This is a genomic window from Corynebacterium kroppenstedtii (assembly GCF_016894245.1).
Taxonomy (GTDB): Bacteria; Actinomycetota; Actinomycetes; order Mycobacteriales; family Mycobacteriaceae; genus Corynebacterium.
Genome location: NZ_CP069792.1, coordinates 1,827,283 through 1,841,490, shown reverse-complemented (window position 1 = coordinate 1,841,490; position 14,208 = coordinate 1,827,283). Strand labels below are relative to the sequence as shown.

Annotated in this window: 11 protein-coding genes; 3 read left to right on the top strand and 8 right to left on the bottom strand. The window is 56.9% G+C overall.

Annotation, left to right across the window (positions count from 1 at the left end; genetic code table 11):
- Window positions 1–83: 83 nt before the first annotated feature.
- The 4 genes from infB to rimP form a co-directional block, all read right to left on the bottom strand.
- Window positions 84–3,200: a translation initiation factor IF-2 gene (gene infB / locus I6J23_RS07940; RefSeq protein WP_204581587.1), complete on the bottom strand. Its 3,117-nt coding sequence runs from the start codon at window positions 3,198–3,200 to the stop codon at window positions 84–86.
- A 229-nt stretch (window positions 3,201–3,429) separates the two neighbouring features.
- Window positions 3,430–3,759 (bottom strand): YlxR family protein, encoded by a 330-nt coding sequence (locus tag I6J23_RS07935; RefSeq protein ID WP_239454873.1) that lies wholly within the window; start codon window positions 3,757–3,759, stop codon window positions 3,430–3,432.
- A gap of 159 nt (window positions 3,760–3,918) precedes the next feature.
- Window positions 3,919–4,905, bottom strand: coding sequence for a transcription termination factor NusA (nusA, locus tag I6J23_RS07930; RefSeq protein ID WP_204583001.1), 987 nt, complete (start codon window positions 4,903–4,905; stop codon window positions 3,919–3,921).
- A 113-nt stretch (window positions 4,906–5,018) separates the two neighbouring features.
- Window positions 5,019–5,588, bottom strand: a complete 570-nt coding sequence (gene rimP / locus I6J23_RS07925; protein ID WP_204581586.1) for a ribosome maturation factor RimP — start codon at window positions 5,586–5,588, stop codon at window positions 5,019–5,021.
- Window positions 5,589–5,658: 70 nt separating this feature from the next.
- Between rimP and I6J23_RS07920 the strand changes: the two genes are divergently transcribed.
- On the top strand, window positions 5,659–6,843 hold the full coding sequence (locus tag I6J23_RS07920; RefSeq protein ID WP_204581585.1) for a DUF4439 domain-containing protein: 1,185 nt from the start codon (window positions 5,659–5,661) through the stop codon (window positions 6,841–6,843).
- Window positions 6,844–6,912: 69 nt separating this feature from the next.
- Here I6J23_RS07920 and I6J23_RS07915 read toward each other — a convergent pair whose 3' ends face one another.
- The gene (locus I6J23_RS07915; protein WP_204581584.1) at window positions 6,913–8,685 is read right to left on the bottom strand and encodes a proline--tRNA ligase; all 1,773 of its coding nucleotides are present in this window, start codon (window positions 8,683–8,685) and stop codon (window positions 6,913–6,915) included.
- 407 nt (window positions 8,686–9,092) lie between these two features.
- On the opposite strand from I6J23_RS07915, the gene I6J23_RS07910 reads away from it, so the two are divergent.
- A complete protein-coding gene (locus tag I6J23_RS07910; protein ID WP_204581583.1) occupies window positions 9,093–10,172 on the top strand; it encodes an inositol-3-phosphate synthase in 1,080 nt (359 codons plus the stop codon).
- A 53-nt stretch (window positions 10,173–10,225) separates the two neighbouring features.
- The gene (gene yaaA, locus I6J23_RS07905; RefSeq protein WP_204581582.1) at window positions 10,226–11,101 is read left to right on the top strand and encodes a peroxide stress protein YaaA; all 876 of its coding nucleotides are present in this window, start codon (window positions 10,226–10,228) and stop codon (window positions 11,099–11,101) included.
- 37 nt (window positions 11,102–11,138) lie between these two features.
- Here the strand turns inward: yaaA and cobA are convergent, their stop codons facing one another.
- The 3 genes from cobA to cobO form a co-directional block, all read right to left on the bottom strand.
- The gene (cobA, locus tag I6J23_RS07900) at window positions 11,139–11,933 is read right to left on the bottom strand and encodes a uroporphyrinogen-III C-methyltransferase (protein ID WP_204581581.1); all 795 of its coding nucleotides are present in this window, start codon (window positions 11,931–11,933) and stop codon (window positions 11,139–11,141) included.
- A 136-nt stretch (window positions 11,934–12,069) separates the two neighbouring features.
- The gene (locus I6J23_RS07895; protein WP_204581580.1) at window positions 12,070–13,593 is read right to left on the bottom strand and encodes a cobyrinate a,c-diamide synthase; all 1,524 of its coding nucleotides are present in this window, start codon (window positions 13,591–13,593) and stop codon (window positions 12,070–12,072) included.
- Complete coding sequence (gene cobO / locus I6J23_RS07890; protein WP_204581579.1) at window positions 13,587–14,207, bottom strand: cob(I)yrinic acid a,c-diamide adenosyltransferase; 621 nt, start codon at window positions 14,205–14,207, stop codon at window positions 13,587–13,589. The genes I6J23_RS07895 and cobO overlap by 7 nt, the downstream gene beginning before the upstream one ends.
- Window position 14,208: the final 1 nt, after the last annotated feature.

The following is a 14,208-nucleotide window of genomic DNA, read 5'->3' as shown; positions in this document are numbered from 1 at the left end:
ATTATCTACGTGGAGGGAGTTTACCTGACGATCAACCCGATCACCTGATCAGGAGATCGCCCTGGCCAACGAAGGGCTTATGGTTACTTGCTCTTCGAGGCCTTCTTGTTCTGCTTGTCCCGAGGAACCTCAACCAATTCGTAGGCCTCGATCTTGTCTCCGACGAAAATGTCGGGGTAGGACAAGACCATACCGCACTCGTAGCCGTGCTGGACTTCTTGGACATCGTCCTTACCGCGGCGCAGCGACGTAACGGTTGCTTTATCGGCAACAACATTGCCATCGCGAACCAACCGGACTGTCGCATTTCGCTTAACGACGCCTGTCTCAACCATGCAGCCGGCAATAAGACCAACTGCGGAGGCCTTGAACAGCTGACGGATCTCGGCGGTACCCAGGTCACGCTCTTCGTAGATCGGCTTGAGCATGCCGCGAAGAGCAGCCTCGATTTCTTCAATCGCCTTGTAGATGACCGAGTAGTACCGGACATCGACGCCCTCAGCGTGGGCGGCCTCAGTGGCCTTGCCTTCGGCACGGACGTTGAACCCGATGATGATCGCATCCGAGGCAGCCGCCAAGTGGACATTTGTCTCGGTGACGGCACCGACGCCGCGGTCGATGATGTTGAGCTCAACTTCGTCTCCAACGTCGAGCTTAAGCAGAGCATCTTCCAGGGCCTCAACGGTACCGGCGTTGTCACCCTTAAGGATGAGGTTCAGGCTGCTGGTCTCCTTAAGGACCTTGTCCAGATCCTCGAGGGAGACGCGCTTGCGGGAGCGGGCCGCCAAGGCGTTACGACGTCGTGCGTCACGACGATCCGCAATCTGGCGGGCAGTGCGATCGTCCTCGACAACGAGGAGGTTATCGCCAGCGCCGGGGACACTGGTAAGTCCCTGAACCTGCACAGGCACCGACGGACCAGCATCGGTGATGTCGTTGCCACGTTCGTCGGTCATACGACGGACGCGACCATGCGCGTCACCCACGACGATCGAGTCACCCACGTGCAACGTACCGCGCTGGACGATGACGGTGGCGACCGGTCCACGTCCGCGATCGAGGTGGGTCTCGATGGCAACACCCTGGGCATCCATGTCCGGGTTGGCCACCAGCTCGAGCGATGCATCCGCAGTCAGCAGAACTGCTTCAAGCAACTTGTCGATGTTCTGGCCCTGCTTCGCTGAGATATCCACGAACATGGTGTCCCCGCCCCATTCTTCTGGGGTGAGACCGTATTCGGTCATCTGGCCACGGATCTTCTCCGGGTCCGCGCCTTCTTTATCAATCTTGTTGACAGCGACGACGATCGGGACGTCGGCTGCTTTCGCGTGATTGATGGCCTCTACGGTCTGGGGCATGACGCCGTCGTCGGCAGCGACCACCAAGATGGCGATATCGGTGGACTGAGCACCACGGGCACGCATGGCGGTGAACGCCTCATGGCCCGGGGTATCCAGGAATGTCACCAAGCGGTGCTCGCCGTCCAAGTCAACCTTAACCTGGTAGGCACCGATGTGCTGGGTAATGCCACCGGCTTCGCCAGAAGCCACATTGGCTTTACGGATCGTGTCCAACAGCCGAGTCTTACCGTGGTCAACGTGACCCATGACGGTAACCACCGGAGGACGCTTAGTCAGATCCTCTGCGCCACCTTCGTTCTCACCGAACTGGAGGTCGAAGGATTCAAGGAGCTCACGGTCTTCATCTTCGGGTGAGACGACCTGAACCTTGTAGTCCATCTCGTCCCCAAGAAGCATCAGGGTCTCGTCGGAAACCGATGCTGTCGCGGTGACCATTTCACCCAAGTTGAACAGAGCCTGAACCAATGCGGCCGGATCTGCATCAATCTTGTCCGCAAAGTCAGCCAAGGAGGCACCACGGGCGAGGCGGATAGCCTTGCCATGACCATTAGGCAGCTTGACGCCACCAACAACGGTCGGGGCCTGCATTGCCTCGTACTCATGCCTCTTCTGCCGCTTCGACTTACGACCGCGACGCGGAGCGCCACCGGGACGTCCGAATGCACCCGCGGTACCGCCGCGACGGCCTCCGCGACCACCGCGAGGACCACCACCATGTCCGCCACCGGGTCCATGTCCGCCACGGCCTCGGCCGCCACCGAAGTGGTTCGAGGACTTGGAGGGCATCTGACCGGGGCTCGGGTGGGATGGCATCATCGCAGGTGTTGGAGCGTGTCCACTGCCCTGCTTCGAGGATCGCTCATTGCGGTTACCACCGCGACCGCGACCGCTCGGCTTCGTGTGTCCACCGGGACGCGGCGAGTGCTGACCGCCACCACGCTGGCCGGGCTTACCTGAGGTGCCACCCGGACGTGGCATATCCCCACCACGCGGGCGCGGCGCAGGCCGTGTTCCCGAGGAGAACGGATTATTCGCTACACGGGGAGCTCGTTTGCCACCGGGCTTAGCGCCTGGCTTCGGAGCCCCTTGACCCGGCTTCGGGGTCGGACGCTGAGAACGTGCCGCCTGATCACTCGGCTTCGGACCGGGCTTCGGAGACTTCTTCCCTGCCGCCCGCGGTTCTTCAAACCGTGGCTGACCGGGCTTGGGTGAGGACTTCCCAGCCGATGGCTTGGACGATGCCTCTGACTTGGATGCAGACGGCTTTCCGGCACCCTGAGCTGACGAATTGCTACCGCTCTGTGCAGGACGGGGAGCATTCGGGCTTCCCGAGGCGCGGGCAGCTGTACCCGGAGTCGGACCAGATGGACGCCGCCGCTGTCCCGGCGTCGGCGTCGAATGATCGGCTGCCGAGGGAGCCTTTCCACTAGCTTTCCCAGCCGATGCCGAAGCTGCAGCGGAATCCGACTTCGCACTACCAGCTGATGTAGCCGACTGATTCGACTTGGGGTTTTCCCCGCCTTTGGCATTCTTTCGATTGGCCATCGACGCGGGCGACGGCGATGCCGAAGGATTTCTACGGTGCGCTGCTGCAGCGGCAGCTGCAGCAGCCGTGGCCGCGGGGTTCGACTTCGATGACGGTGAACCGGAGGACTTATCAGCCACCCCGTAGTATTCCTTCATCTTTTTAACAACGGGAGGCTGGACCGTCGACGACGCGGTCTTGACAAATTCTCCCTGCTCTTCGAGCGCAGCGAGCAGCTTTTTACTTGTTAATTTAAGACTGCTGTCTAGCTGGTTGAGCTGTTTAACGAGCTCGTGGACACGAAGCTTTGGCACTACTCTCCTCACTTGTGGAGTCGAGGGCCTTCATGCCGCGTCGACTCCGGGGTTAACTATTGACATTCATCGCTGATGCTTCATCGTGTGCTCATCAGTGTTCAGGTCTTCCTTCGTTCAATGGTTCCTACTGAGTGTGCAGAGTTCGGGTTAGTTGTACTGTCCGCCATCTCAATCAACCTCTATCCGTGTGCGGAAAAGAGAAAGCCAGACTTAAAACTGGCGTCGATTAGGTGGCAGTAACGCTCCCTGACTCCAATGACTCGATGTATTCACCGATCTGGCGGGTATCAGCCTTACCTGATATCCGGAGGGCACGCTCGAAAGCACGCCGTTGACGGGCCCGTTCAAAGTTTTCTGCTGTGGGAATAATCCATGCCCCTCGACCTGGTAAAGACCGGGAGGGATCTGGAATAATCACAGCCTCTTTCTTTGACGAACCGCCCTGTGATGCACCGTCTTGCCTTAGGACGACACACAACATACGAGTGTCAGAGCACCGCGTCCGAGTAGCAATGCAAGTGCGTATGCGGACGAGGGCTGAACCCTGGCGATGCACTCTCTGCCACTCTCCTATCGCAGTAACTCTGTGTATAACTCTCTGTTGGTTGTGACAACTACGCTCTGAACCCATCAGAGCGTGCGTCATCGTCCCTCGTCATGGAAGGGCATACAACAGTGTAACGTCACAGACTGATTTACGCGAACTTACCAGCGTTTATTCAGTGTCCGAGTGTATATCGATCCGCCACCCGGTCAGACGTGCAGCAAGACGGGCATTTTGCCCTTCCTTACCGATGGCCAGGGACAGCTGATAATCCGGAACAGTCACCCGTGCGACTTGTTCCTCCGGATCAACAACCTCAACTTTGAGAACCTTCGACGGGGCCAAAGAATTCCCAACGAAGGTAGCGGGGTCCTCATCGAAGTCGATGATGTCGATCTTTTCGCCGCCAAGCTCGTCCATGATCGCTCTGACGCGCTGCCCGCGAGGGCCGATGCACGATCCTTTAGCGTTCACGCCATCGATGGTCGACCGCACGGCAACCTTGGAGCGGTGGCCAGCTTCACGAGCAATGGAGACAATCTCGACGGAACCGTCGGCAACTTCAGGAACCTCTAGTTCGAACAAGCGATGCACGAATTCGGGGTGCGTCCTGGAGATCATGATCTGCACGCCACGTGGCCCGCGATTGACGTTAACCACGTAGAACTTGAGGCGCTTGCCGTGTGGATATTTTTCGCCTGGAATCTGCTCGGCGGGAAGCAACGTTCCGTCATTCCCGTGCGCTTCCGTGCCAAGACGGGCAATAACGATCCCTTTCGCCCGCGCGAAAGAATCTGCCTCAACGATGCCTGTAACAACCTTCGAGGTCAGCGATGCATACTCTTCGTAAGTCTGGTCTGCTTCCGCCTCCTGCAGACGAGCAACCATTGCCTCGCGGACAGTACCAGCGAATGAACGGCCGAAGTCCGACGGGGTCTCGTCGACTTCGGCGATAACGTTACCGTCGTCGTCTCGCTCAGTAACAATAACGGCCACATGCCCATCGTCGGGATCGACATCGACACGCGCTTCTGAATCACCCCCTGACGACTTCTCCCACGCTTCCAGCAGAGCCTTCGCGATGGTGGCTGTCATGTCTTCCACGGACACCCCGCGCTCACGTTCAATCGCACGCAGCGTGCTCAAGTCGATGTTCACTTGTAGCCCTTCGATTTTTGTACCTGCAACCTCAACTTCCCATAGGCTACTCACTGGTCGTTTCGTCGCAAAATGTGCCCCGCCACACCATCACGTGCAGTTATTTTCAGGCGCTACCCCAACTGCTCAAAGGGTGTGTTAACAAGAGCCATTTCAGCTTCTGGCGGGGTTGAAAACTCCACTTCTAGCTTCGCCTCACGAATCTGCTCCAGCGGGTAGGTCTCCACCGACGGTTTCTTCTTCCCTGGGAGAACAACCGCCAACTCGGTCTCGTCGGCGTTCAAAGCACCGATTCGCGCCACAAACTGAGCGTTACCGGCGTTGTCTCCTCCACGGGCGTCGTCCGCCTGGGTGAGAACAAACGTGGCTATATGCCCACGTTGACGTCGAAAATGACGAGCAGCTACTAAGGGTTCATCAAAACCTGGGGTTGAGACCTCAAGGCGATAACCGGCCCCGAAGTTCAACTCGCCATCGCGCTCGGCGGCATCGAAATGGCGGGAAATCTCGTCCGAGAGTTCCTCGATAACGTCCAGATCAGGCCGCTGATCACCGTCGATACGGATAATGACGGCAGACTTCGCGCCCGCTTTTTTAATATCGACCTTTTCAACATCAAATCCACGCGGACCCACGATATTTTCCACGCGCTGCGTAATCTCTTCTGCCGTCGGGAAAGCCATAAAACCAGGATAACGAGTACCAGCCAAGCCCACTAACCGCCTGTGAGAGACTAGAACGGTGATGAGGAACGTGAAAAGCCCGCAGACGAGGATCAGTAGTGCTGAACAGCTGAAACAGAACAGTTCACGTGAAACCCCCGGTGCTGCTCTATCTCGGCGGGCCTTCTTCGGACGCTCCGCGCGAGCCATAGGTGCTGCCGTCGCCGTCACAGTGCTCTCCGGAAGCGGCCTGCTAGCCGGGTGCGAATCTACACACACTAAGCCTGACCAGAAGTTATCCGACCTCTACGCACAGGCCAACGGAGTGGCGAATTCACTTGACGCTTCCCAACACCACGATGCCGCGGTTTTTGTTCATACCCACGCAGATGCACTCCGACAAGAAATCCGACGCATATGCGGCACAGATAAAGACGGGAATTCGCCGTCAACGTGCTCAGATTCCACGCTGGATTCTGAACGCGACAGTGACGCTGGCTCGAGAGACGGCACGAACAGCGGTCAGGGCGGCGATAATCCGCAACCGGGTGGCGGAAGCAGTGACGAAGAGTTATCCCAAAAGCTGAGCGATCTTCGTTCGTCGATCGTCTCGGTGGCATCTCAAGCGGACACTAAACGCAATAACGGTTTACTTCTCTCTATTGCTTCATCACTATCGACCATTGCCGCGCAAACGTCGCTCGGTGAATCGGACTCCGGCAGCACGGAGACGAAGGAGGGCAACGATGGTGCTTCACCATCGAGGCTCACCGCATCGCCGGGTTCATCGAGCGACAACCGTCGCCCTAATAAAGCTGATGTCACCGCAATGACCACGCTGCTCACGACTGAGTATCAAATTATCTACGGCTTCGGGTTAGCCCTCCCTTTTGCGGACTCCGCACTAAAAAAGAGCATCGCGTCTGCAGCGGATAAGCACCGTGCGACGCGGGACCGCATCATTTCATGGCTCGAGGACCAGGCGAAGGTCTCTCAGAACAACATCCCCCTCGCCGATGCTGCATACTCCTATGAAGCCCCGCCGACAGACTCAGAAACCGCCCAGCAATTCCTGATTAACCTGGAGCTGCTTGCGTGTGCCAAAACGTACGACCAGGCGCGGGCTATGAACACAGGTAGCGCGATGGAGATAGCCTCCTCACTGATGACGTATTCAGCCGTGGACGCCGCATACTTCATCGATAAAGCCGGAGGAAACGCGATGAATGACGATCGCCTCCATCTACCAGGGAAGGGGACGTCGGCACACAGCTAATCCCACCTCTGGTCGGTTCCGCCGACGTTGGCTTGTTACAAAGCGACGTCGCCTTTTCACACGGCGACGTTAGCTTTTGACGAGCCTCGCGATATGCTCGGCAGCCCCCTCGACGGGGACCGTTTCCACCGAATCGGCCAACCGATCGCGAACCTCAACTTTTCCTTCCTTGAACGCGCGGCCCAACACCACAACGTAGGGCATACCCAGCAGTTCCGAATCCTTGAACTTCACACCCGGGCTGACCTTTGGCCGATCGTCGAAGAGGATGTCGAGCCCACGATTGGATAGATCCTCCGCGAGGGCAGACGCTGCTTCCGCTGCCTCTGCATCCTTATTCGCAACCACGAGATGAACTGGGAACGGTGCAACACTGACAGGCCACTTTAAGCCTTTATCATCGTGGTATTGCTCCGCAACCACACCGACCAAACGCGAAATTCCCACTCCGTAGGATCCCATTGTCGGGCGTGAGCGTTTACCATTTTCATCCAGCACATCGAGCTCGAAAGCGTTTGTGTACTTCCGACCGAGTTGGAAGATGTGGCCTATCTCAATCCCCTGCTTGAGAAGTAAGGTGCCGGTTCCATCCGGTGCAAGATCTCCCTCTTTCACCTCGGCGGCCTCGATAGTGCCATCTGGGGTGAAATCGCGCCCCACCGTGACGTCAACGCTGTGGTGGCCATCTACCCCAGCTCCGGTAATCCACCGTGTACCCGATACCACGCGCGGGTCAACAAGGACCCTCACATCGTGCTCCGCCATGCCCACTGGGCCGACGTAGCCTTTGGGGAGGAAGTCATGGCCGTCGAAATCTTCCTTCTCAGCAAGGACAACTTCTTTCGGCTCCAACGAAGCCTCGAGACGTTTCATATCCACTTCACGGTCACCGGGAATGGCAATAATGGCATACGCGAAGTCGCTCTCCCCCGGTTTCCGCGTCTTCACTACCACACATTTCAGGGTGTCTTGAGCCGTGATTTCACGACCGTACCGCTGGGACACCGTCTGGTTCGTATTGGCCCAGTCCACCAGCGCGGCAATCGTCGTACAGTTAGGCGACTCAAGTGTGATCGCCGGCTCAATCGAATCGACCGCATGCTCGTCGACAGTCGGTGCAGGGGTAACGACAGCCTCCACATTGGCCGCATAATCGGAGCTTGTCGACGTGACAAACGTGTCTTCGCCAACGGGCGAGACAGCGAGGAATTCCTCGGAGGCGGACCCGCCCATCGCACCGGACGTCGCAGCGCAGATCGCGTAATCGAGCCCTAAACGGTTAAACATGCGCTGATAGGCGGCTCGGTGATCCTGGTACGACTTCTCTAACCCCTCGTCTTTCATATCGAAGGAGTAGGAATCGCACATGACGAATTCCCGTCCGCGCAGAATTCCCGCGCGAGGGCGTTCTTCATCCCTGTACTTGGTTTGAATTTGATACAGAGTGACGGGGAAATCTTTATACGAGGAGTACTCACCTTTCACCGTCTCAGTAAAAATTTCCTCGTGAGTAGGTCCTAAGAGATAGTCGCCTTTCTTACGGTCTTTTAACCGGAAAAGAGCGTCTCCATACTCTGTCCATCGGCCCGTCACTTCATACGAATCACGTGGAAGCAAGGCAGGTAATTCAATTTCTTGAGCGCCTATGCCGTCCATCTCTTCCCGCACAATCCGCTCAATGTTTCGTAGAACCTTGAGCCCGAGCGGCAGCCAAGAATAAACACCGGGTGCGATGCGTCGTATAAAACCCGCCCGAACGAGGAGCTTATGGCTAGGGACTTCTGCATCGGCAGGGTCTTCACGCAAGGTTCGCACAAAAAGAGAGGACATACGGGTAATCATGGCTCGATACATTACCCCACAGTTTCAGTAAGGTCGCGCTCCGGTGGATGAGAATAACCATGGTGGTGGTGCGCCTGAAAAAATTTACACAGTGTCATCGCCACGCCATCGTCACGCCATCGCCTACCTCAGCGTAAGAGTCAGCGTCACAGTCAACTCACAGTCAGCGTCGAACCTGGCCCGCAATAGCCGTAACTACACCTACATAGGGGTAAATTCCAACACTCAATAAAAACTATCCGTTCTTTTTTAGCACCTTTTTGCGCCTGGATACACCCTCTTAATCGATCAACTACAACGATTAACAAACCAGCTGAGCTGAACAAATACACGTATTTCCGACATTAAAGTGTCCGCTGTGCCTGCACACCCGTGCCGAACATCACTAAATAACGAAAGGAGACTCTATGTCTGAACGAAAGCCTATTCGCGTGGCGATTGCGGGGGTCGGAAACTGTGCCTCGTCACTCGTTCAAGGTGTGGAATATTACAAAGACGCTGACCCGGAAGAAAAAGTTCCCGGACTCATGCATGTGAAATTCGGCGACTATCACGTCGGAGATATTGAATTTGTCGCCGCATTCGACGTCGATGCAAAGAAAGTTGGCACTGATCTGTCCGACGCCATTAACGCGTCAGAGAACTGCACGATTAAGATTTGCGACGTTCCTTCCAGCGGAGTCACTGTTCAGCGTGGCCCCACGTACGACGGTTTAGGTCAGTACTACCAAGAGACAATTGATGAGTCGAGCGAGGAACCTGTCGACGTCACTCAGGTGCTTCGCGATACCGAGGCGGACGTTCTCGTGTCATATCTGCCCGTGGGATCCGAACAAGCCGACAAGCATTATGCGCAGTGCGCGATCGACGCTGGCGTGGCGTTTGTTAATGCACTCCCCGTATTCATCGCGTCCGACCCAGAATGGGCCAAGAAGTTCGAAGACGCCGGCGTCCCGATTGTTGGCGACGATATTAAGTCGCAAGTCGGGGCGACAATCAGCCACCGCGTGATGGCGAAACTCTTTGAGGATCGCGGAGTTCGGCTTGACCGCACGATGCAGTTAAATGTCGGTGGAAATATGGACTTTAAAAATATGCTGGAGCGCCGCCGTCTTGAATCTAAAAAGATTTCTAAGACTCGGGCGGTGACGTCGAATCTCGAGCACGATATGGGTGAAGGCAACGTCCATATCGGACCCTCGGACTATGTTAGTTGGCTCGATGACCGGAAATGGGCGTATGTGCGGCTCGAGGGGACGACTTTCGGTGATGTCCCGCTCAATCTTGAATACAAATTAGAAGTATGGGACTCCCCTAACTCAGCCGGAATAATTATCGACGCTCTTCGCGCGGCGAAAATTGCGAAAGATCGAGGGGTATCCGGTCCGGTTTATTCGGCCGCCTCTTACCTCATGAAGTCGCCCCCGAAACAGCTGCGCGATGAGGTTGCTCGGCAGCAGCTCGAAGATTTTATCAGCGGAGAATAATTATCGACGCCCCTCAGCGCGGTACCGGAATGATCGCCCGATAGGCTTTCCCCATGTTGATAATCCTTCCGCCGTCGGAGTCACAATCTCGCCCAGCCGATACTGCGGATCGTGGCTCCTCCCACGGTGATGGTCCAACTTTGGATTGGGACACACTGCACTTTCCTTCTCTCAACCCGACACGCCAGGAGATCGCTCACGAGCTCATCGCCTTGTGCAACGTCGAGACTGAGGAAGGGCGGGCGCAGGCTCGAGAAGTATTGGGGTTGTCTGAACGCCTTGATGCCGAGCGCGCATCGAACGCCCAGCTCTTAACCAGCCAGGCTGCCCCCGCTTTGACGATCTATACCGGTGTTCTGTACGACGCACTGGCTCCTTCGGGACGAAAGGACCCCGTCACGAAAGCGGGTCACATTTGTCCAGCTGTGGGGCCTTTATCCGCCGCAGCTATGCGTCGCCTGGCCATAGGTTCGGCATTATTCGGGGTTATTTCTGCCGACGACTTCATCCCTCATCACCGACTATCCGGCACCGTAACCTTGAACGACTCCACAATGCGGGCGCGCTGGAAGCCAGCCTTGACTCAGGCTCTGGTCGAGTGGCGCGGCAGTACCGACGCACAGTCCAATGCGGTATTCGATTTTCGCTCCGGAACGTACCGACATTTGGGCCCCGTGCCCGGCGCGACAGAACTTCGCGTCGAAACGATTGATGCTGCCGGAAAACGGAAAGTGGTCTCCCACTTCAACAAGTTTTATAAAGGCCTGGTCGCTCGGCACTTGGCGGAAGCTTCTGAATGTAAGCAGGAACATGCCGCCGAGCTTTTATCCAGCGTGATCGATAAGGAGTTGGGGTTCGCGACGGAAATCCGGCCAGGTGCGGTGAAAGGGACGAAGGGGGACCTCGTCACCATGCTCATTCCGCAGTAGAGCTCACGCGGCTTGAGAGCCGAGTTCGCGTGAGGGGCTATTCTGCGTGGGGACGCGGTACCGCGACGTCGCCGATGACAATCACCGCCGGCGGATCGACGTTTTCCAGCACTTGCCCTAATGAGGCCAACGTCGTCGCAATCGATCGTTCGTTGGACGTCGTTCCTTCTTGGGTAACAAAGGCTGGGGTTTCAGGATCACGACCTGCATCCATCAGCGCTTGGGCAATGGCGCCACCATTTTTCACGCCCATGATGATACAAATTGTGCCTCTCATGTGGCCTAATGCTTCCCAATTCACGAGTGACTTGGGGTGCCCGGGCGGCACGTGACCTGACACCACGGTGAAATCATGAGTCACACCGCGTTGAGTCACGGACACGCCGGCAGTTTCAGGAACAGCAATGGGGCTTGTTATACCCGGGACGACCGTGACCGACACATGCTGCTCTTCGCAGTACTCTTGCTCTTCGAGCCCACGACCGAAAATGAAGGGGTCTCCGCCCTTCAGTCGGACGACAAATTCACCGGCTTCTGCGTGTTCAACCAGCATCGAGTTGATTTTTTCCTGGGCTACCGACTTTCGATACGGCAACTTTGCCACATCAATAACTTCGCAATCAGGGGGAATGATTGGCGAGAGATCAGGTGCTAAGTGGTCGATCAAGATGACGTCCGCGGCCCCCACATATTGATATCCACGGTACGAGATCAGACCTGGATCGCCTGGGCCACCACCGACTAAGGCAACTGTTCCACGAAGCTGTCCTCGGATATCGCTGATAGTCTCCGACGGCAGCGGTCGAAGGGTCACTGGTGGCAAATCGGTCATAGCCTTCAGCTTAGTCTCGGTCTCGTTGGGGGCTGACGCTGGTGGATGGGTTGGCTGTGTGCGCAGGTTGTCGCCATTATCGACGAGGCGACGGCTCACGCGTACCGCGGCAGCTCAAGCACGATGCGGGAACAGCTCACGCACAATGCGACGCCTGCTCATCGTGAAACTCGCGGCAAGCGTCGACAAAATGAACGATAGCGCTGGGCATGGCGGCGGGATGGGTATGCAAATACGACGCGTGAATGTTGTTGCGCACCCAACCTTCGTAGACATTGTGGCCGTCCCACCCGGTCCACGTCCACGCAGACTGATGTTCTGACGGATCAGTCGAACCCCCCGTAGCAACGTCGTCAATGACGAGGGATGTGTGGTGGAATTCGTGACCAATAAGTCGATCCCCGTGATGCCATAACACTGACGACTGTGTAGCAGTAGCTTCTCGGTAGCCAAGGGTCACCCGCTTGTTCATATGTGCGGATGCCGGAAATACCCCACACATGGGATAGCCTTCCAAACTCTCAAGGAGCCACAACAACCCAGCGCACTCGGCGTGAATAGGACGATGGCAATTCGCTGATTCACGGATGAGCTGAGCTAAGTGTCGTCTCGAGGACAGCTCCTTCACATGCTCTTCCGGAAAACCTCCAGGGATGATAATCCCGTCAGATCGCCGGACAGCATCGCACGCCGTTTCTTCATCCCCCAACGGATCCACATCAATGACATCAGCACCTGCTGCGTCGAGCAGTTCCCGATGCTCTGCGTATGAGAAGCTAAATGCTGGCCCACCAACCATGGCAATCAATGGTCGTTGGCGACAAGAACCCGCGCCAGGGTGGTGATGCGTCGTAGGCGAAGGGTACTGCTTTATCTCCTCAGCAGGATTCCACACCGGGCCCGGCGCGGGCGGTGTAGCCAGGGCGCGCACAGCGTCCAGGTCAACAGAGTCTTCCACCATGTCTGCCATATGGTCGACAGCTTCTTGCGCTTCCGCACTCCACTCAGACGTCGTGATTAGCCCCAAATGCCGACTAGGCACCTCAACATCGACGGCACGCGGAACCGCACCAATAACTGGGACCCCCTGCTCTTCGACCGCTTTCGTCGCGACAGCCGTGTGTCTAGTGGAACCCACTCGATTCAAGATCACGCCAGCGATGGTCACATCCGGATCCAGAGTCATAAAACCTTTCACGACGGCTCCGACCGACTGACTCATGCCTCGGACATCAATGACGAGAACGACAGGAAGGCCAACTAGCCTCGCCACTTCGGCCGTGGAGCCGCTAGCAAGGGAACCGCTGTCCACTGCACTACTTTTGTCTCTACCGTGCGAGGACAAGGCCGGGATTCTACCGTCGAAAAGACCCATCACACCTTCCACCACAGCAATATCCGCGCCCAATGAGCCGTGACGATACAACGGTGCTATACGGTCGGTTCCACACATGACTGAATCGAGGTTACGTCCCGGCCGTCCCGTGGCTACACCATGGTAACCAGGGTCAATGTAGTCGGGGCCCACTTTAAACGGTGCAACAACATGGCGTCGGCTCAATGCCGCCATCAGACCAGTGGCAAGCGTCGTCTTTCCCGTCCCAGAGGCTGAACCGGCAATGACGAGTCCCGGCGCGCCCGTATCTTGGGTGTTTACCACTCGATACCTTTCTGACCTTTTCTTCCTTGATCCATGGGATGCTTGATTTTCTCCATCTTGGTCACAAGGTCGGCTACGTCAATGATCTCTTGGGGTGCTCGCCGGCCCGTAATAACGACGTGTTGGGTTCCAGGGCGGTTCCGGAGTGTCTCGGCTACTTCCTCGACAGGAACCCATCCCCATGCCATGGGATAGGTAAATTCGTCAAGAACATAAAAGTCGTGGGTTTCCTCGTGAAGCCGTCGGGCAACCTCATGCCACCCATCGAGGGCATTGCGTGCGTGGTCGTCTTCGGTTCCCTTAGTCCGAGACCATGACCATCCTTCTCCCATTTTGTGCCATTCGACGGGTCCGCCGACACCAGTCTCGTCGTGGAGCTCCCCAAGTTTCCGGAAGACGGCTTCCTCGCCGACTCGCCATTTCGCCGATTTGACGAACTGGAAGACGCCGATGTTCATTCCTTGGTTCCACGCGCGCAGGGCCATGCCGAAAGCGGCTGTGGATTTTCCTTTGCCATCGCCAGTGTTGACTGCGGTGACGGGGAGCATCCGTCGTTGTCGTGTCGTTAATCCGTCATTGGGGATGTTTGCGGGATCAACTTTTCCTTTGGGCATT

Coding starts and splice junctions, on each gene's coding strand:
- yaaA (WP_204581582.1), top strand. CDS start 10,226: ATGTTGATAATCCTTCCGCCGTCGGAGTCACAATCTCGCCCAGCCGAT.
- rimP (WP_204581586.1), bottom strand. CDS start 5,588: ATGGCTTTCCCGACGGCAGAAGAGATTACGCAGCGCGTGGAAAATATC.
- I6J23_RS07915 (WP_204581584.1), bottom strand. CDS start 8,685: ATGATTACCCGTATGTCCTCTCTTTTTGTGCGAACCTTGCGTGAAGAC.
- cobA (WP_204581581.1), bottom strand. CDS start 11,933: ATGACCGATTTGCCACCAGTGACCCTTCGACCGCTGCCGTCGGAGACT.
- I6J23_RS07910 (WP_204581583.1), top strand. CDS start 9,093: ATGTCTGAACGAAAGCCTATTCGCGTGGCGATTGCGGGGGTCGGAAAC.
- cobO (WP_204581579.1), bottom strand. CDS start 14,207: ATGCCCAAAGGAAAAGTTGATCCCGCAAACATCCCCAATGACGGATTA.